Below are 15,429 nucleotides of genomic sequence, written 5' to 3'. Positions count from 1 at the left end.
TGTGGGTGGTCAGGGGGTGGCGGCGGCGTCGACCGCGGCCAGGAGGTCCGCGAGGTCGTAGCCGGCGTCGTGGCGGACCCCGTTGACGAACAGGGTCGGGCTGGCCTCGACGCCGCTGCGGATGCCGCCGACGAAGTCCCGCCGTACCCGGTCGCCGTGCGCCTGCCGCTCCACCTCCGCGTTGACCTCGTCGGCGGGCAGGCCGAGCTGCGCGACGCCGAGCGACAGGTGTACCGGGTCGAGCTGGTCCTGGTGCTCGTAGAGCCAGTCGTGCATCGCCCAGAACCGTCCCCGCCGCCCGGCCGCCTCGCTGGCCTCGGCGGCGTGCTCGGCGTACGGGTGCATGTTGGTGATCGGGAAGTGCCGGTACGCCAGCCGCACCGTCTCGGCCCGTTGCCGCAGCACCTCCCGCAGGTTCTGGTACGCGGCCCCGCAGAACCGGCACTGGAAGTCGCCGTACTCGACGATCGTCACCGGCGCGTCCATCGGTCCGCGGACGTGGTCGTGCTCGGTCACCGGGGTCCGCAGGCGGGCGGTGACCTGCAGTGGCGTGGTCATCCGGTCGTCACCCGCCGATCCGTGTCGAGGCGCTCCGGCGCGCTCAGCCGGTCGTCGTCCGCCCGCCCGAGGCGTGCGGCGCCGGGCCGGGTGGCCGGCGTGCGGGACCCGGGCGCGGCGCGCCCGGCTCGGGTCGACCCCTTCGGATCAGTCATGTCTCCCAGGCTGGCCCGGGGCGGGGTGAGGGCGGCTCACCCCGCCCGGGTGGTTCAACCCGCGCGCCCGTCGGGCCACGTCCGCCGGCCCGCACCGACAGGGATCGGGGCCGATCGGGGCACGGCGGCTCAGGCCAGCACGGGGGCGACCGCGATGTGGTTCTGCACCTCGCGGATGCCCGGGGCGCACCAGGCGGTGCGTTCCACCTCCGCCCGTTCCGGCATCGAGTGGACCAGCCCGCCGAGCACCACCGTGTCGCCGTGCACCCGGACGGTGATCCGTTCCGCCTCGGTGGCCCGGTTGCGGGCCAGCGCGTCGACGATCCGGGCGGCCAGGGCGTGCCCGTCCGGCCGGGTCTCGGGGCGGACGGTGATGCCGTTGCTGACCCCGCGTACGCCGGTCAGCCGGGCCACCGCCCGTTCGGCGGCGCGGCGCTGGTACTCCCAGTCCACCTCGCCGTGCAGCGTCACCCAGCCCTGCGAGACCGTCACGTCGAGTTGCTCCAGCGGGACGAAGGCGTCCCACTCCAGCGCGTGCCCCGCCGCTGCGGCGATGTCCGGGTCGGCGCGTTCGGCGCCGGTGCCGATCCGCACCGCGAGGTCGTTGGCGACCGCCCGGACGCGGGCAACCCGGTGCGCCGCCCGTTCGGCGGCCCACTTCTTGGCGTAGCTGTCGACCCGACCGGTCAGCGTGACCACGCCCTCGGAGACGGTCACGCCGATCTCGTGTGGTCGCACCCGGGGTTCCCAGGTCAGCTCGTCGAGGACGGCGGACTGGATGTCCTGGTCGGTACGGGTGATCGTCTCGATGGCCATCTGTCACTCCTCACGGGATAGCTGCCTGTGCACACGGGCCCGCCGGGACCGATCCTGGCGCGGGCGGGGGTGAGCGGCCCTCACCCGACCCGGGTGGCTGTGCCCTGCCCGGGAGGTACGGCGCGGGCCCCGGCCGACCCTCAGGGGTCGACCGGGGCCCGCGGTGTGCCCGATGGGTCGGGGTGAGTCAGCCGTCGAGGCCGACGGGGGAGTTGGGACGGTCCACGTCGACGAACTCGATGTCGTCCGCCGCCCGGTCGTCCCGGCTGCCGGCGGCCCGCGCGGCGGTGCCGGCGGCCCAGCCGATCGCCGCGCCCACCAGCGCGGCGCCGATCAGCAGCGTCCAGGGCAGCGCGGGGCGGCGGCCGGCGAGCGCGTCGAAGGCCAGGGTGGCCCGGCGGCGCGCCTCGTCCGCCGCGGAGCCCACCAGGTCGCCGGCCTCGTCGGCGAGGCCGGAACCGCCGCGGCGGGCCGACCGGGCGGTGTCGCGGACGCTGTCGCCCGCGGAGCTGACCGCCGAGACCAGGTTCTGCCACGCCTGGTCCGCGATCCGCTCGGGCTTGCCGCGGCGATCCAGCAGATTGGTACCGAACATGGTGGGTTACCTCCTCGGGCCGAAGCCGGCGGCCACTTCGGACTTCGACGTCTCACCGGCGCGTCATGGTTCGCTCGTTCCGCCTGTGCCCAACCGGACGCCTCCGCAAACCCGCGGGGACGCGGGGGGAGCCCGGGCACCCGGCTCTGGCCCTCGCCGTGGTCAGCGGAGCGTGACCACCGCGGTCACGCCGCGCGCGAAGTCGTCGTCATCGTCGTCGTCATCGTCGCCACCGCCGAAGCCGCAGGCCAGCACGAGGGCCAGCAACGCGCCGACACCGGCCAGCGCGGCGAGTCTCCTGATCATCGATCGTCCTTCCGTCGTGGCGCCCGCTCTCCGGGCCGATCGTAGGTAGGACGGGCAACCCGGCGGGCGGAAGCGGGCCGGCCACGCCAGGAAGTTCGGGTGCCGGGCGGTGCCGGCGGGAGACGGCTACCCTGGGTCGGCGACGCGTCAGCGGCAGCTGATCGTTGGGTAAACAAGAAGTGAAAAGTCCGGATAAGGGCGACTTGGTGCGCCCTCATCCGCGAATTGCTCATCCCGAGGGGTGGCGACCGAGGCCGTCGGAGGAATACTCTCGGTCGCGGCCCGCGTACTGATGAGGCGCCCGTCGGACGGGCGAGTGGAGGTGCTCGCGTGAGCCTGTCGATCGTGAAGTCGGTTATGCCCGGTGGTGTCATCGAGATCGCCCCCCGGGGCGAGATCGACGTCGACACCGCATACGAGGTGCGCGAGGCGATCGCCGAGGTCCTGGCCAAGGGGCACCCCAGCCGGATCGAGCTCAACATGAGGCTCGTCACCTTCATCGACTCCGTCGGCATCAGCGCGATGGTCGCCGGCTTCCAGACCGCCGAGGTGAGCGGCGTCAAGCTCGTCGTCACCGAGCCGAGCCGGTTCGTGCACCGGCAGCTCTGGGTGACCGGCCTGCTCGGCCTCTTCGGCGCCCCCGAGCCCTACTACGCCGGCGCGCCCGCTCCCGAGGTCCTCCCCGGCGCCTGACCCGCCGGCAGGGTCCCGCCGGTGACCCGGTGGCGTCAGTCGTCGCCGAGGCTCGACAGATTGATGTCGGCTGCCTCGGTGACCGCGCGGATCGCCGTCCCGGAGGCGTAGCCGTCGGCCAGCAGGGCAGGTCGCTGCCCGGCTGCACCTGTCGACGACCGGCCGGGCGGGTCGACGGCCGGCATCCGCGCGGAGCGGCACACCGTTGCCAGCGCGCCGCCGGTGCGCGACGATCGGGCGACGGCGACGGTGGGGAGACGGCGTGATCAGGCGGGATTCCTTCAGCTACACCGTCCAGGCGCGCTGCTCGCTCGCCGACGCCGCGGGGTTGCTCGCGGACCCGGCCCGGCAGCAGGACCTGCACCCGCTGATCGTCCGGGTCCGCCGGGTGTCGCCCCGTCGCGGCGCGCGGGCCAGCTACCTCATCACCGACCGGCTGGCCGTCGGGCCGCTGCGCCTGCCGGTCACCTACCGGGCCGACGTCCTGGTCGACGGGCCGGACGAGATCGTCACCGTGGCCCGGCAGTGGCCGGCCACCACGGTGCGCAACCGGACCCTACTGCGGGCCGAGCCGGACGGCGTGGTCCGGATCGACGTCGAGATCACCCTTGCCGCGCCGGTTCCGCTCTTCGGCTACGCCTTCCGCCAGGCGCGCGCCGCCCACCTGGGGCTGGCTGCCCGGCTCGGCGTCGCCCTGGGCGGGCACCCGCCGGAGTCACCGCCCGGCTGAGCCGGGCATCGACGACACGGCGAGTCCCCCGGCCGTCGGCCGGGAGGTGGCGGCGGGAAGGCGGTCGGCTTCGCCGTCCAGGTCGCGCTGGCGGCGACGTGGCGGCGACGGACGCCCCGGTGACCCGCGAGCGGGTCACCGGGGCCGGGCGTCAGTAGACCGACAGGTGCACGTGGTTGGTGTGGTCGCTGGACGGGTCGCCGTTGGCCCCGCTGTACGACTTCCAGCCGCTGCTGGGCAGCCAGATCTGCCTGTACCAGATCACGTAGAGCACGGCGAGCCGGTCGGCGTTCTTGACGAAGTACGTCGCCAGGTTGTTGCCGTACGTCCTGTCGCCGCCGGTGGCGTCGCCGCCGAACCCGCTCTTCTGCGCCGCGAAGTCGCAGGCCCGGCCCTTGGGGTGCTCGCCGGAGCCGCCGGGGCGGTAGCAGGAGACGTAGCGGGTGAAGCCGGCCGCCTTGGCCTGGTTGAGCGCGTGCAGGGTGCGCGGGGTGATGCAGCCGTCGGCGGGGGTGGGGTCGTTGACGCTGCACGACTCGGACGGCCAGGACCCGTCGGAGTTGCGTGGGGCCGGCTTCGCCGTCGCGGTGGAGCTGCCGCCCGGCCCGCCGCCGCTTGCCTGCGACCGGTTGGCGACCGTCAGCGCCCGCTCCGCCTGCTCCTTGCGCTTGGCCATCACCGTGACCTGCTTGCGCTGTTCCCGGATCTCGCCGTCCAGGGCGAGCTTGGTGCGGGTGGCCTGGTCCCGGGTCTCCTGGAGCTCGCGGAGCGCCCGGTCCTCGTTGGCGGCCACCGCGTCGAGGGCGGCGGCCCGGTCCATGAAGCCGTCCGGCGAGCTGCTGTTGAGCAGGGCGGACGCCACCCCCAGCCGGCCGGTCCGGTAGGCCACTCCGGCGATCTCGCCGACCTTGTTGCTCCGCTCGGTCAGCTCGCTCTCGGTCGTCTTGAGCTGCGCGGCGAGCTGCTGCTGCCGCTTGACCGACGTGTCCAGCGCCCGCTTGGCGTCCAGGTAGCCCTTGCTGGCGGCTTCGAGCTGGGCCCGCAGGGCGGGCGTGCCGCCCTCCTGGTCCTGGCCGGGGGCCGCGGCGAGCAGGCCGGCCCGGGAGGCGGCCGCCGCGGGAGCGGTGGTGACCGGGGCGACCGCGGCGCCGAGGGCGAGCGTCACGGCGATCAGGGCCGCCAACCGGGCGGCGCGTCGTCGTACAGGTGCCATCACTGGCATACACGTGTCCTTCCGTCAGCCGCCGACCGGGTTAGCTGACGGGTTCGGGACGGAAGATCCCTACCGCTGACGCGGATGCACCCCACGAACATGGTTCCCCGGTTCGCCCCGCCGGGCGATTAGGCGGCGGCCACCGCCGGCACCGGTGGGTGCCGCCTGGCGGAGGCCGGAACCGAGCCTACCGGTGCCGGTGTGACTGGTGCAGCGCACGTGACCGAGGGTGCCTGTCCGCTTACCGTCAAATCCGACATAAGTCAACAATACTCTCCCAGATTTAAGGCTGTGCTCATTACCACTCAACCGACCCGCAGGCCCCGGGAGACGCCCCCGGCTCGATCTGCAACGTCGCGTGCTCGATCTGGAAGTCCTCGTGCAGGGCCGTCCGGGCCGCGGTGAGCACCGCGCCGACCTCGGCGCCGGGCTCCATGGTCAGGTGTGCCGAGGCCACCTCCATCCCGGAGGTCAGCGTCCAGACGTGCAGGTCGTGCACCTCGGCCACGCCGGGCACGGCGGCCAGCCGGTCGTGCACCCTGGTGACCTCGAGGTGCTCCGGCGCGGCCTGCACCAGGATGCGCAGCGCGGCGCGTCCGAGCCGCCAGGTGCGGGGCAGGATGAACATCCCGATCGCCACCGCGACCAGCGGGTCCGCCCACCACCAGTCGGTGACGGCGATCAGCAGGGCCGCGCCGATCACGCCGAGTGAGCCCAGCAGGTCGCCCAGCACCTCCAGGTACGCGCCCTGCATGTTGATGCTCTCCTTCGCCCCGGACCGCAGCAGGGCGAAGGCGGCCACGTTGGCGAGCAGGCCGAGCACGGCGACCGCGAGCATCGGGCCGGCGAGCACCTCCGGCGGGTCGCCGAACCGGCGTACGGCCTCGACGACCACGTAGACCGCGACGCCGGAGAGCAGCACGGCGTTGGCCAGGGCGGCCAGCACCTCCAGCCGGTAGAGGCCGAAGGTGCGCTGCGGGTCCGCGCCGGCGCGCCGGGTCGCGGTGATCGCCGCGAGTGCCATGCCGATGCCGAGCACGTCGGTGAACATGTGCCCGGCGTCGCTCAGCAGAGCCAGCGAGCCGGTGCGGAAGGCGGCCACCGCCTCCACCACCATCAGGGCGCCGAGCAGCGCGAACGCCGCCCAGAGGCGGCCCCGGTGGCGGTGCGCGGCATTCGCGACCGACCCGTGGTGGTGGTCATGACCTGCGCCCACGCGCCCACCTTCCGTCACCCGTCCGGACCCGGTTCAATCTATGCTCACATCGCAATATGTGCAAGTGACTGCCGGCGGCGGCCGGGACGACTCAGCCGGTCGGGTCGACGGTGGTCAGCCGCTGGGTGGCCCGCGACAGCGCGACGTAGAGCGTCCGTACGCCCGAACCCGGGTCGGCCCGGATCTCGCCCGGGGCGACCAGGACCACGCCGTCGTACTCCATGCCCTTGGCCTCCAGGCTGGTCACCACCTGCAGGCGCGGCGCGCCCAGCCCGCCCAGCCACCCGGCCACCTCGTCCCGGCGGGGCACCGGGGTGATCACGCCCACGGTGCCCTCCACCTCGGCCAGCAGCGCCGTGGCCGCCGTCACCACGGCGGTCTCCAGCTCCGCCGGCGGCACCACCAGCTCGACCGGGTCGACGCCGGTGGAGCGCACCGCCCTGGGCAGCGGGAGGTCCGGGTGCAGCCGGCGGATCTCGGCCGCCGCCACCGCGAAGATCTCCGCCGAGTTGCGGTAGTTCGTGGTCAGGGTGAAGTGGTGCCGCTTGCGCCGGCCCAGCGCCTGGTCCCGGGCGCGGGTCAGCTCCTCCGGGTCGCCGGTCCACGCCGTCTGCGCCGGGTCGCCCACCACCGTCCACGAGGCCAGCCGTCCGCGCCGGCCGATCATGCGCCACTGCATCGGCGAGACGTCCTGCGACTCGTCGACCACGACGTGCGCGTACTCCCGGTAGTCCTCCGGGCGCTGCCGCGCCGCCTCGCGGGCCGCGCGCTGCCGGTCGGCGAACGTGCTCAGCTCGCGGACCCCGCCGGCCAGCTGGAACGGGTCCCGCTTCGGCCGGGCCGGCTTCATCGGCTTGCCGAGCAGCGCGTCCAGCTCGTCCAGCAGCGCGATGTCGGCGATCGTCAGCCCGGCGCGGTCCAGGCTCCGGTAGGCGTCGGTCAGCAGCCGGATCTCGGCGCCGGAGAGGATCCCGCCCGCGTACCGGCGCAGCCGGTCGGGGCGGGCCAGCCAGCCCAGCACGTGCCGGGGGTGCAGCCGGGGCCACCACGCCTTGAGGAACTCCCGGAACTCCGGCCGCTCGGCGATCTCGTCCTCGAACGCGCGCTGCTCGGGCAGCCGGCCGATGCCCAGCCGACGGGCCTGCGCCCAGAGCGCGGCGAAGACGCCGTCGAAGCCGGCGCGGCGCACCTCGTTGCGGCGGGCGCCCCGGGGCATCGCCCGCTCCCGGATGGCGTCCAGCTCGCGGCGGTCCAGCCGGAGCAGCCCGCCCCGGTAGAGCAGGCGCAGCTCGGCCGGGCCGTCCGGCACCGCGTCCCGGGCCGCCCGTTCCAGCACCCGGCGCATCCGCAGGGAGCCCTTGACCGCCGCCACGGCCGGCGGGTCGGTACGGGTGGCGCTCATGCCCGGGAACAGGGTGCCCAGCGAGTGCAGCGTGGCGGTGTCCTCGCCGAGCGAGGGCAGCACCGAGGCGATGTACTCGACGAAGACCGAGGACGGGCCGACCACCAGGATGCCGCCGCCGGCGTACCGGCTGCGGTCGGAGTAGAGCAGGTACGCGGCCCGGTGCAGGGCGACCGCCGTCTTGCCGGTCCCCGGGCCGCCGGAGACGATCGTCACCCCGGAACCGGGGGAGCGGATGGCCTCGTCCTGCTCCCGCTGGATGGTGGCGACGATGTCCCGCATGCCCCGGCCGGTGGCCTTCGACAGCGTGGCGAGCAGCGCGCCGTCGCCGACCACCGCCATGTCGGCGGGCGCGGCGGCGGGATCGAGCAGGTCGTCCTCGATCCGGGTGACCCGCTCACCGGAGGACTGGATCATGCGTCGCCGCACCACGCCCAGCGGCTCCGCCGGGGTGGCCTGGTAGAAGGCGGCGGCGGCCGGGGCCCGCCAGTCGACCACCAGGGTGGTCGCGTCCTCGTCCCGGATGCCGAGCCGCCCGACGTGCAGCACCTGGCGGTCGCGCAGGTCCAGCCGGCCGAAGACCAGCCCCTCGTGCTCGGCGTCCAGCACGTGCCGCCGCTGCGCGGCGTGGAACACCATCGCGTCCCGCTCGACCAGCGCCCCGAAGTTGCCGACCCGGGCGAGTCGGTAGCCCTCCTTCTCGGCGCGGACCGCCGACCGGCGCAGCTCGGCCAGTCGGGCGTACACCCGGTCGAGGTGCCGCTGCTCGACGGCGGTCTCCTGCGCCAGGGTGGTCTGGTCGGTCAACGGTCGCTCCTCCTGACGTCGGCGGCGGGCGGCGCGAACCGCGCGCACCATGCCAGGCCAACCGCAAGAGGGTACGGCCCGCGCGCAACCAGCCGTGCCTGAGGTGCGGGAAAGGAGCCCGCGTCACCCCTCCCGGCCTGCCCGCGTCACCTCTGCCGGCCTGCCCGCGTCACCCCTCGCGGGTGGTGGCGGGAGCGGCGGAGCGGGCGTCGTCGAGCACCTGGCGGAGCACGCCGCCCAGCGCCGCGTTGACCTCGGCCGGGCGTTCCATCATCAGCATGTGCCCGGCGCCCGGACAGACGGTCAGCTCCGTCGCCGGCAGCGCGGCGGCGATCGACTCGGCGCACGGCGGCGGGGTGAGCCGGTCCCGGTCGCCGACCAGCGCCGCCGCCGGCAGGTGGGCGAGCCGGGCGAGGGTGTCCAGCCGGTGCTGCGCCCCGATCGAGGCGCGGAACCCGCCGATCGAGCGGAGCGAGGCGCGGGCCACCGCCGAGGTGACCAGCCGGATGTCGTGCGGGTCGCAGCGGTCGCCGAAGAGCATCCAGCGGATGCTGGGGCGCAGGGCCCGCAGCAGCGCCCGGGGCGGCCGCCAGGACCCGCACCGGGCCAGCACGCCGGCCCCGGTGGTCTCGGCGAGCCGGATCAACCGGGCGATCCGGGGGGACAGGCCGTAGACGGTGTGCGTGTGCCCCTCGGCCGTCGTGGAGACGAAGACCAACCCGGCGGTCCGGGCGGCGAAGTGCTCGGGGTGCCGGTGCGCGTACTCCATGATCGTCATGCCGCCCATCGAGTGGCCGGCGAGCACCACCCGGCCGTCCGGGACCACCTCGTCCAGCACCGCGGCCAGGTCGTCGCCGAGCTGGGCGAGGGTGGCGGTGGGCAGCGCCATGCAGCTCGACCGGCCGTGCCCGCGGGCGTCGTAGGCCACCACCCGTACCGCGCCGTCGAAGCGTGCCCGCAGGTCGGCGAGCTGCCGGTGCCAGGCCCGCCCGTCCAGCGTCCAGCCGTGCAACAGCACCACGGTGACCTCGGCGTCGGCCGGCCCCGTCGCCTCGACGTGCAGCCGCACGTCGTCGGGAAGACGTACCTCGACGTGCTCCGGCATTGCCACCTCCCCAGGGCCGCGCTGGTCCGCAACACCGGGGATACCCGGTGGTAACACCGGCTACCCGTCATGACACCACGGCAACCGTGCCGGTGAGAAGATTCGCAACCCGGTCCGGGCGCCGGCCGGGCCGGCCAAGCTGGGAGGCATGGGGTCGCCGCAGGCAACGCCGCCCGGGCCCGCGCCGGCCGAACGCGCGGCCGGCGGTACGCCCCGGGCCGCCCTGGCGGAACTGCTCGCCGGCAACCGCCGGTTCGTCAGCGGCCAGCCGATCCACGGCCACGACGTCACCGCCGCCGCGGCGGCCTCCGGCGACCAGCAGCCGTACGCGGTGCTCCTCGGCTGCATCGACTCGCGGGTGCCGCTGGAGGCGATCTTCGACCAGACGTTCGGCTCGATCTGCGTGATCCGCACCGGCGGGCACGTGCTCGACCGGGCGGTGCTCGGCTCCATCGAGTACGTGGTCGGGGAGTTGGGCGTACCGCTGGTGGTGGTGCTCGGGCACGAGCGGTGCGGCGCGGTCGCCTCCGCCGTGGACGCGCTGCGCGGCGGGCGGTCACCGGGCGGCGCGCTGGCGCACCTCGTCGAACAGATCGCCCCGGCGGTGACCGAGGTGGGCGTCGACGACCCGCGGGCGCACCCGCTGGCGGTCCGCCGGCACGTGCTGCGGACGGTGGCCGCGCTGCGCGCCGACGACCTGCTCGCCGGCCCCGTCGCCGCCGGCCGGCTGGCCGTGGTCGGCGCCCTCTACGACCTGGCCACCGGGGAGGTCGCCCTGCTCGAGGCGTAGCGGAAGAACCCTTCCTCACGCCTGCCCACAGACGCGACACCCTGTCCACAGACGCGGAACCGCCCGCCGGGATGATCCCGACGGGCGGTCCAGGTGTCGCGTGGGGGAGGGCTCAGCCCTCGAAGACGCCGGCCTCGACGAGGCGCTTCTCGGTGGCGTCCCAGCCGTCACCCGGGTGGGTGGCGTTGAGGTTGTTGATCTCGGCCCGGATCTTCGCGGCGTGGCCGGCGGCGGCCAGCGTCCGGATCTCCTCGACGAAGGCCTCGGAGTCGGTGCGCAGGTGCGCGGTCTTGCCGTTGGTCAGGTTACGCACGTAGGCGTGCTTGCCGCCGTTGAGCGGGATGAGGTACTTGAACTCGCCCAGCACGCTGAGGGCGCCACCCTGGCCAGCCTGGCCGGCCCGGACTGACGCGCGCGCGGTCTTAGAGGTGTTGCTCGCCACGGAGGTACTCCTTGCAAGACGTACGGGAGGACGGAACGTCCGGGGGCTGTGCGGACGGCACCTGGTGAGTGGGCCCGCGGAAGATGTGCGCGGCACAGGCCGCCGATGGAACTGTACACGACCACGATCCCTGGCTGGTCATCGCGTCTGGAGGGGTCAACCGCGGTCACCCGTCCGACTATTCCGACCGGCGAGTTTTCCGATTCCCTGGCGCACCATCCGTCACACCAGTCATCATGTGTTCCAGAAGCCACTCGGGTGATCGAGGTCGTAGGGGAAGACGCACCTCGCTCTCCGGGAGGTCACCGTGCCAACGCGTGGCGTCGTATACGTCCACTCGACCCCGCTCGCCGTGTGCTCGCACGTCGAGTGGGCGATCGCGCGCGTCCTCGCCGCGCCGGTCAACCTGCAATGGACGGCTCAGCCCGTCGACCCCGGCGCCCGCCGGGCCGAGTGCGGGTGGACCGGTCGTCCGGGGACGGGCGCCGAGCTGGCTGCTGCCCTCCGGCAGTGGCCCATGATCCGTTTCGAGGTCACCGAGGAGCCGAGCGCCGGCGCCGACGGCGAGCGCTTCATGTACGTCCCGGGGCGCGGCCTGTTCCGCGCGACCGTGGGCGCGGCCGGCGACATCCAGCTCGGCGAGGACCGGCTGCGCACCCTGATGGCGGGTGCGCGGGCGCCGGAGGCCCTCGCGCACGCGCTCGACAAGGCGCTCGGCACCGCCTGGGACGCCGAGCTGGAGCCCTACCGCTACGCCGGCGACGGCGCCCCGGTGACCCTGCTCACCCGCGTCGGCTGACGTCCCACGTCCGGCGTGCCCGGGCCCGGCGACGGCGGGAAGGTCAAGTTGCCCCGATAAGGGGTGAACTGGTGGGATGGGCCGCGTGTCGACCACCCCGCGACGTGCCGGCGTCGCGCTCGCCGCCCTGACCGCGCTGCTCCTCTCCGGATGCTCGGGGCCGGCGGACCGCCGTCCCGAGCCCGCGTCGACGAGCGCCGCGGCCACCCCGACACCCGGCGCGAGCCTGCCCGCCGGCGACCCGGCCGCCCGCGCCGCCGCCCTGGTCGGCACGCTCGCCGACGAGGACCTGGTCGGCCAGGTGCTGATGCCCTACGCCTACGGCGACTCGGCGACCCGGGTCTCGCCCGGATCGAAGGCCGGCAACCAGGCGCTCGCCGGGGTGGACACCCCGGCCGAGATGATCGCCAGGTACCGGCTCGGCGGGCTGATCCTGGTCGGCTTCAGCGCCGACGACCCGACCAAGGGCAACCAGGAGACCACCAACGTCGACAACCCGGAGCAGGTCCGCGGGCTCACCACCGGCCTGCGCGAGGCCGCCGGTCGGCTGCCCGCCGGTCAGGCGCCGTTCCTGATCGGCACCGACCAGGAGTACGGCGTGGTCACCCGGATCACCGACGGGGTGACCCTGCTGCCCAGCGCCCTCGCCGCGGGCGCGGCCGGGAAGCCGGAGCTGACCGAGGCCGCCTGGCGGGCGGCCGGCAGCGAACTCGCCGCGATGGGCATCAACCTCGACTTCGCCCCGGTCGCCGACGTGCTCGCCACCCGCAGCACCGTGATCGGCTCCCGGTCGTACGGGGCGGACCCGAAGGCGACCGCGGAGCAGGTGGCCGGCGCGGTCCGCGGGTTGCAGGCCGAGGGCGTTGCCGCCACCGTCAAGCACTTCCCCGGCCACGGGCACAGCGCCGCCGACTCGCACAAGGACCTGCCGGTGCTCGACCAGTCCCGCAAGGCGCTGGAGACCGGCGCCTGGCCGCCCTTCTCCGCCGGCATCGACGCCGGCGCGATGGCCGTCATGTCCGCCCACCTCGACGCCCGCTCGGTGGATCCGGGCACCGCAGCGACCTTCTCGCGCAAGCTGCTCACCGACGTGCTGCGCGGCCAGCTCGGCTTCGAGGGTGTGGTGATCACCGACGGGATGAACATGCCGCCGGCGAAGCGCTGGTCACCGGGGGAGGCCGCGGTGCGCGCGCTGCAGGCGGGCAACGACCTGATCCTGATGACGCCGCACGTCGGCCAGGCGTACGACGGGCTGTTCGCCGCGCTCCGCGACGGCTCGCTGCCCCGGGCCCGCCTCGTCGACGCCGCGACCCGGGTGCTGACCATGAAGTTCAAGCTCGCCGACCGGCCCACGCCCGAGCTGTCCACGCTGGGCGGCCCGGCGCACCGGAAGGCGGCGGAGGACCTGGCGGCGGCGGCCGTGACGGTGTTCCGGGGTGCCTGCGGCGGCGGGGTCCGGGGCCCGGTGACCGTCACCTCCTCCGGCGGGCGCGACCACACCCGGGCGGCGCTGACCGAGGCGCTCACCGCGGCCGGGGTCACGGTGGTGCCCAGCGGCGGCACGGTGGTGCACCTGGTCGGGTACGGCGACGGCGCCGGCGACCTGCGCGCCGACGCCGCCGTCACGGTCGCCATGGACACCCCGTACGTGCTGGCGAAGGCGAAGTCACCGACCCTGCTGGCGACGTACTCGTCCAGCCGGGCGTCGATGACCGCCCTCGCCCGGGTGCTGGCCGGCAAGGCGCGGCCGGAGGGCCGGTCCCCGGTGCCGGTGCCCGGCCTGCCCGCCACCACCTGCGCCGGCTGACCGCCTCAGTCGCGGTTGATCCGGGCCGACTGCTTCACCAGCTGGTACGCCGGCAGCAGGTCCTCCGGGTCCGGGGCGTCCAGGCTCAACACGATCGGGCCGTAGAGGGAGGACAACGCGATGGCCCGGTCCGTGTCGCCGTCCGCCGTGTAACTCGTCTCCACGGCGTCGAGCGTGCCGGCCCGCACCCGCCGGTACTGCGCGTCCGAAGCCTTCGGCGAGTACGCCTCGACGAAGTGCTTCAGGTGCTCCTCGGCGCCGCCGGCGACCCCGTCGACCCGCCAGACCCGGAGGAACCCGAGTTCGCCGGTCGGCCGGGCGTCGAGTTCGCACAGCATCCTGGCCTTGCCGACGGTCGGCTCGCCGAACTCCGCCGAGCCCTTCACCGCCTCGACCTTCCACCTGGCCGGCAGCGAGAAGGTGATCGGCAGCTCGCAGGGCGTGCCCTTCTGGCCGACGGTGGTGCCGGCGGCCGCGGCGGCCACCTCGTCGTGCCAGGGCGGGCCGGGGGTCACCGGCGAGGCGGTGGTGCTCGGCGAGGCCGACGCCGAGGGCGAGCCGCCGGCCGCCGGGGTCTCCTTCGCGTCGGCGCAGGCGCCGGTCAGCGCGATGGTCAGTGCCGCGAGCACGGTGGCGCGGGTACGTCGTTCCATGTGTCCGTTCCCCGTTGACGATGAGAGCCGGCCCATCAAAGCGGGGCGGACGGACGGCGTCAAGCCGGTTGACCTAGCGGGCCGCGCGCAGCGCGGCGACCAGCCACTCCACGGCCGGCACCGCGGGCGGGAACGGTTCCCGCCGGTTGAGCACCCCGATCAACTGCCAGTACCGCTCCACCCGCCGGTCCGTGAAGGCGGCGATCCCGTCGGCCATCGCCCGGCGCCGGTCCGGGGTGAGCGTCGGGTCCACCATCTCGTCGAGCACCGCCCGGGCCTCGGGCGACGCCGGGTCGATCCCGGCGGCCAGCGCCGCACGCGCCGGCTCGACCGACGGCATCGGCTCCGGTGGCGGCGCCGTCGCGTCGGCCGACCCGGCCACCGCCATCTCGCGTACCCGACGGCGGAAGTCCGGGTCGGCCACCAGCTCGGCCAGCTCCAGCCAGGCGTCCACCTCCTCGTCGGTGGGCTCGTCCGGCAGGTCCGCCGGCAGCGCCCGCATGGCCTGGGCCAGACCGGCGCCCAGGCCGACGTCGACGCCGTCGAAGACCTCGGCCACGAAGTCGTCGACGATCCGCTGCCGCTCCCGGGCGGAGAGGCGGGCCAGGTCGTTCATGAGTCTCAACTCCTCGGTCGTACTGCCACGTCGGGTGACCGACCGCAGCACCGCCCGGCGCAGCCGCAGCGTCCGGATCTCCGCGTCCAGCGCCCGGACGTGCGCCTGCGCCACGTCCCGGACGGTGGACTGGCGGTCCACGATCCGGCGTACGTCGTCCAGGCCGATGCCCAGCTCGCGCAGGGAGCGCAGCAGCTCCAGCCGGGCCACGGCGGCCGCGTCGTAGAGCCGGTAGCCGCCCGGCGACCGGCCGGTCGGGGGCAGCAGGTCGAGGTCGGACCAGAAGCGGATGGTCCGGACCGAGAGGCCGGTCCGGCGGGCGAGCTGCCCGATGGTGAACAGGTCGGTGCGGTCGTCCACGTCGAAGAGCCTCCTGTCTCCAGCCGCTGGAGAGTCAACCCGGAAACGGGCTCGCGGTCGCCCGCCGCACCTGGCACCCTCTGCGCACATGGGAACGGCACAGGGTTTCGCGTACGCCGAGCGGTCGGACGGCACCGTGGTGATCACCCACCACGGGCGGGTGGCGGGCACGTTGCGCGGCGGACGGGCGGCGGAGTTCCTCGCCGAGGTCGAGGACGACCCGCAGCTCGCGATGGCCCGGTGGACCGGCAACTACCGCCGGGGCAACGAGCGGACCGCCCGCCAGCACCCCCGCAACCGGGGCTGAGCGACGCGAGGCCGTTTCCGGGTTGACTCTCCAGCGGCTGGAGACAGGAGGCTCTTCGA

The 15,429-nt window shown here is 74.6% G+C and carries 19 protein-coding genes and 1 riboswitch; of the genes, 6 read left to right on the top strand and 13 right to left on the bottom strand.

Going from position 1 to position 15,429, the window contains the following annotated elements; translation table 11 throughout:
* Positions 1-9: 9 nt before the first annotated feature.
* From AB0L34_RS15925 to AB0L34_RS15905, 5 genes are all read right to left on the bottom strand, one after another.
* Positions 10-558 carry a thioredoxin domain-containing protein gene (locus AB0L34_RS15925; RefSeq protein WP_350707699.1) on the bottom strand — a complete coding sequence of 183 codons (549 nt, stop codon included), beginning with the start codon at positions 556-558 and terminating at the stop codon, positions 10-12.
* The gene (locus AB0L34_RS15920) at positions 555-713 is read right to left on the bottom strand and encodes a hypothetical protein (protein ID WP_363705219.1); all 159 of its coding nucleotides are present in this window, start codon (positions 711-713) and stop codon (positions 555-557) included. Before AB0L34_RS15920 ends, AB0L34_RS15925 begins: the two co-directional genes overlap by 4 nt.
* 129 nt (positions 714-842) lie before the next feature.
* Positions 843-1,529 carry a BON domain-containing protein gene (locus AB0L34_RS15915; protein WP_357450849.1) on the bottom strand — a complete coding sequence of 229 codons (687 nt, stop codon included), beginning with the start codon at positions 1,527-1,529 and terminating at the stop codon, positions 843-845.
* A gap of 187 nt (positions 1,530-1,716) precedes the next feature.
* The gene (locus tag AB0L34_RS15910) at positions 1,717-2,124 is read right to left on the bottom strand and encodes a hypothetical protein (RefSeq protein WP_357450852.1); all 408 of its coding nucleotides are present in this window, start codon (positions 2,122-2,124) and stop codon (positions 1,717-1,719) included.
* A gap of 162 nt (positions 2,125-2,286) precedes the next feature.
* Entirely contained in the window at positions 2,287-2,430 is a 144-nt protein-coding gene (locus AB0L34_RS15905; RefSeq protein ID WP_350707704.1) for a hypothetical protein, read from the bottom strand.
* A 330-nt stretch (positions 2,431-2,760) separates the two neighbouring features.
* Here AB0L34_RS15905 and AB0L34_RS15900 point away from each other — a divergent pair, with 330 nt between their 5' ends.
* Positions 2,761-3,123 (top strand): STAS domain-containing protein, encoded by a 363-nt coding sequence (locus tag AB0L34_RS15900; protein WP_350707706.1) that lies wholly within the window; start codon positions 2,761-2,763, stop codon positions 3,121-3,123.
* A gap of 35 nt (positions 3,124-3,158) precedes the next feature.
* Here the strand turns inward: AB0L34_RS15900 and AB0L34_RS15895 are convergent, their stop codons facing one another.
* Positions 3,159-3,308: a hypothetical protein gene (locus AB0L34_RS15895; protein WP_363705218.1), complete on the bottom strand. Its 150-nt coding sequence runs from the start codon at positions 3,306-3,308 to the stop codon at positions 3,159-3,161.
* A 77-nt stretch (positions 3,309-3,385) separates the two neighbouring features.
* Between AB0L34_RS15895 and AB0L34_RS15890 the strand changes: the two genes are divergently transcribed.
* Positions 3,386-3,853, top strand: coding sequence for an SRPBCC family protein (locus AB0L34_RS15890; RefSeq protein WP_363705217.1), 468 nt, complete (start codon positions 3,386-3,388; stop codon positions 3,851-3,853).
* A gap of 151 nt (positions 3,854-4,004) precedes the next feature.
* Here AB0L34_RS15890 and AB0L34_RS15885 read toward each other — a convergent pair whose 3' ends face one another.
* From AB0L34_RS15885 to AB0L34_RS15870, 4 genes are all read right to left on the bottom strand, one after another.
* On the bottom strand, positions 4,005-5,066 hold the full coding sequence (locus AB0L34_RS15885) for a hypothetical protein (RefSeq protein WP_363705230.1): 1,062 nt from the start codon (positions 5,064-5,066) through the stop codon (positions 4,005-4,007).
* A 13-nt stretch (positions 5,067-5,079) separates the two neighbouring features.
* Positions 5,080-5,211: riboswitch (cyclic di-AMP (ydaO/yuaA leader) on the bottom strand.
* 153 nt (positions 5,212-5,364) lie between these two features.
* The gene (locus AB0L34_RS15880; RefSeq protein ID WP_363705216.1) at positions 5,365-6,282 is read right to left on the bottom strand and encodes a cation diffusion facilitator family transporter; all 918 of its coding nucleotides are present in this window, start codon (positions 6,280-6,282) and stop codon (positions 5,365-5,367) included.
* Positions 6,283-6,373: 91 nt separating this feature from the next.
* Entirely contained in the window at positions 6,374-8,491 is a 2,118-nt protein-coding gene (locus AB0L34_RS15875; RefSeq protein ID WP_363705215.1) for an AAA family ATPase, read from the bottom strand.
* Between the two features lie 169 nt (positions 8,492-8,660).
* On the bottom strand, positions 8,661-9,596 hold the full coding sequence (locus tag AB0L34_RS15870; RefSeq protein WP_363705214.1) for an alpha/beta hydrolase: 936 nt from the start codon (positions 9,594-9,596) through the stop codon (positions 8,661-8,663).
* A gap of 148 nt (positions 9,597-9,744) precedes the next feature.
* On the opposite strand from AB0L34_RS15870, the gene AB0L34_RS15865 reads away from it, so the two are divergent.
* Entirely contained in the window at positions 9,745-10,386 is a 642-nt protein-coding gene (locus AB0L34_RS15865; protein WP_363705213.1) for a carbonic anhydrase, read from the top strand.
* Positions 10,387-10,498: 112 nt separating this feature from the next.
* Here the strand turns inward: AB0L34_RS15865 and AB0L34_RS15860 are convergent, their stop codons facing one another.
* Positions 10,499-10,828: a hypothetical protein gene (locus tag AB0L34_RS15860; RefSeq protein WP_350707717.1), complete on the bottom strand. Its 330-nt coding sequence runs from the start codon at positions 10,826-10,828 to the stop codon at positions 10,499-10,501.
* Positions 10,829-11,135: 307 nt separating this feature from the next.
* Here AB0L34_RS15860 and AB0L34_RS15855 point away from each other — a divergent pair, with 307 nt between their 5' ends.
* Both AB0L34_RS15855 and AB0L34_RS15850 read left to right on the top strand, forming a co-directional pair.
* The gene (locus tag AB0L34_RS15855) at positions 11,136-11,627 is read left to right on the top strand and encodes a DUF3145 domain-containing protein (protein ID WP_363705212.1); all 492 of its coding nucleotides are present in this window, start codon (positions 11,136-11,138) and stop codon (positions 11,625-11,627) included.
* Between the two features lie 76 nt (positions 11,628-11,703).
* Positions 11,704-13,434, top strand: a complete 1,731-nt coding sequence (locus tag AB0L34_RS15850; protein WP_363705211.1) for a glycoside hydrolase family 3 N-terminal domain-containing protein — start codon at positions 11,704-11,706, stop codon at positions 13,432-13,434.
* A 5-nt stretch (positions 13,435-13,439) separates the two neighbouring features.
* On the opposite strand, the gene AB0L34_RS15845 is transcribed toward AB0L34_RS15850, so the two are convergent.
* Together AB0L34_RS15845 and AB0L34_RS15840 are read right to left on the bottom strand one after the other, a co-directional pair.
* Positions 13,440-14,087: a lipoprotein gene (locus AB0L34_RS15845; RefSeq protein WP_363705210.1), complete on the bottom strand. Its 648-nt coding sequence runs from the start codon at positions 14,085-14,087 to the stop codon at positions 13,440-13,442.
* Positions 14,088-14,160: 73 nt separating this feature from the next.
* Positions 14,161-15,063 (bottom strand): MerR family transcriptional regulator, encoded by a 903-nt coding sequence (locus AB0L34_RS15840; protein ID WP_357450878.1) that lies wholly within the window; start codon positions 15,061-15,063, stop codon positions 14,161-14,163.
* Between the two features lie 88 nt (positions 15,064-15,151).
* Here AB0L34_RS15840 and AB0L34_RS15835 point away from each other — a divergent pair, with 88 nt between their 5' ends.
* Entirely contained in the window at positions 15,152-15,370 is a 219-nt protein-coding gene (locus AB0L34_RS15835; protein WP_350707726.1) for a hypothetical protein, read from the top strand.
* Positions 15,371-15,429 lie beyond the last annotated feature (59 nt).

Origin of the sequence: Micromonospora sp. NPDC052213 (assembly GCF_040679695.1) — a bacterium.
GTDB lineage: Bacteria > Actinomycetota > Actinomycetes > Mycobacteriales > Micromonosporaceae > Micromonospora.
The sequence above is the reverse complement of the archived record's forward strand: the minus strand, read 5'-3'. Positions and strand labels throughout refer to the sequence as shown.

What these genes read in the sequence shown, in the direction of transcription:
- AB0L34_RS15910 (WP_357450852.1), bottom strand. Translation starts at nt 2,124, where the DNA reads ATGTTCGGTACCAATCTGCTGGATCGCCGCGGCAAGCCCGAGCGGATC.
- AB0L34_RS15885 (WP_363705230.1), bottom strand. Translation starts at nt 5,066, where the DNA reads ATGGCACCTGTACGACGACGCGCCGCCCGGTTGGCGGCCCTGATCGCC.
- AB0L34_RS15870 (WP_363705214.1), bottom strand. Translation starts at nt 9,596, where the DNA reads ATGCCGGAGCACGTCGAGGTACGTCTTCCCGACGACGTGCGGCTGCAC.
- AB0L34_RS15850 (WP_363705211.1), top strand. Translation starts at nt 11,704, where the DNA reads ATGGGCCGCGTGTCGACCACCCCGCGACGTGCCGGCGTCGCGCTCGCC.
- AB0L34_RS15925 (WP_350707699.1), bottom strand. Translation starts at nt 558, where the DNA reads ATGACCACGCCACTGCAGGTCACCGCCCGCCTGCGGACCCCGGTGACC.
- AB0L34_RS15905 (WP_350707704.1), bottom strand. Translation starts at nt 2,430, where the DNA reads ATGATCAGGAGACTCGCCGCGCTGGCCGGTGTCGGCGCGTTGCTGGCC.
- AB0L34_RS15835 (WP_350707726.1), top strand. Translation starts at nt 15,152, where the DNA reads ATGGGAACGGCACAGGGTTTCGCGTACGCCGAGCGGTCGGACGGCACC.
- AB0L34_RS15895 (WP_363705218.1), bottom strand. Translation starts at nt 3,308, where the DNA reads ATGCCGGCCGTCGACCCGCCCGGCCGGTCGTCGACAGGTGCAGCCGGG.
- AB0L34_RS15845 (WP_363705210.1), bottom strand. Translation starts at nt 14,087, where the DNA reads ATGGAACGACGTACCCGCGCCACCGTGCTCGCGGCACTGACCATCGCG.
- AB0L34_RS15915 (WP_357450849.1), bottom strand. Translation starts at nt 1,529, where the DNA reads ATGGCCATCGAGACGATCACCCGTACCGACCAGGACATCCAGTCCGCC.
- AB0L34_RS15865 (WP_363705213.1), top strand. Translation starts at nt 9,745, where the DNA reads ATGGGGTCGCCGCAGGCAACGCCGCCCGGGCCCGCGCCGGCCGAACGC.
- AB0L34_RS15920 (WP_363705219.1), bottom strand. Translation starts at nt 713, where the DNA reads ATGACTGATCCGAAGGGGTCGACCCGAGCCGGGCGCGCCGCGCCCGGG.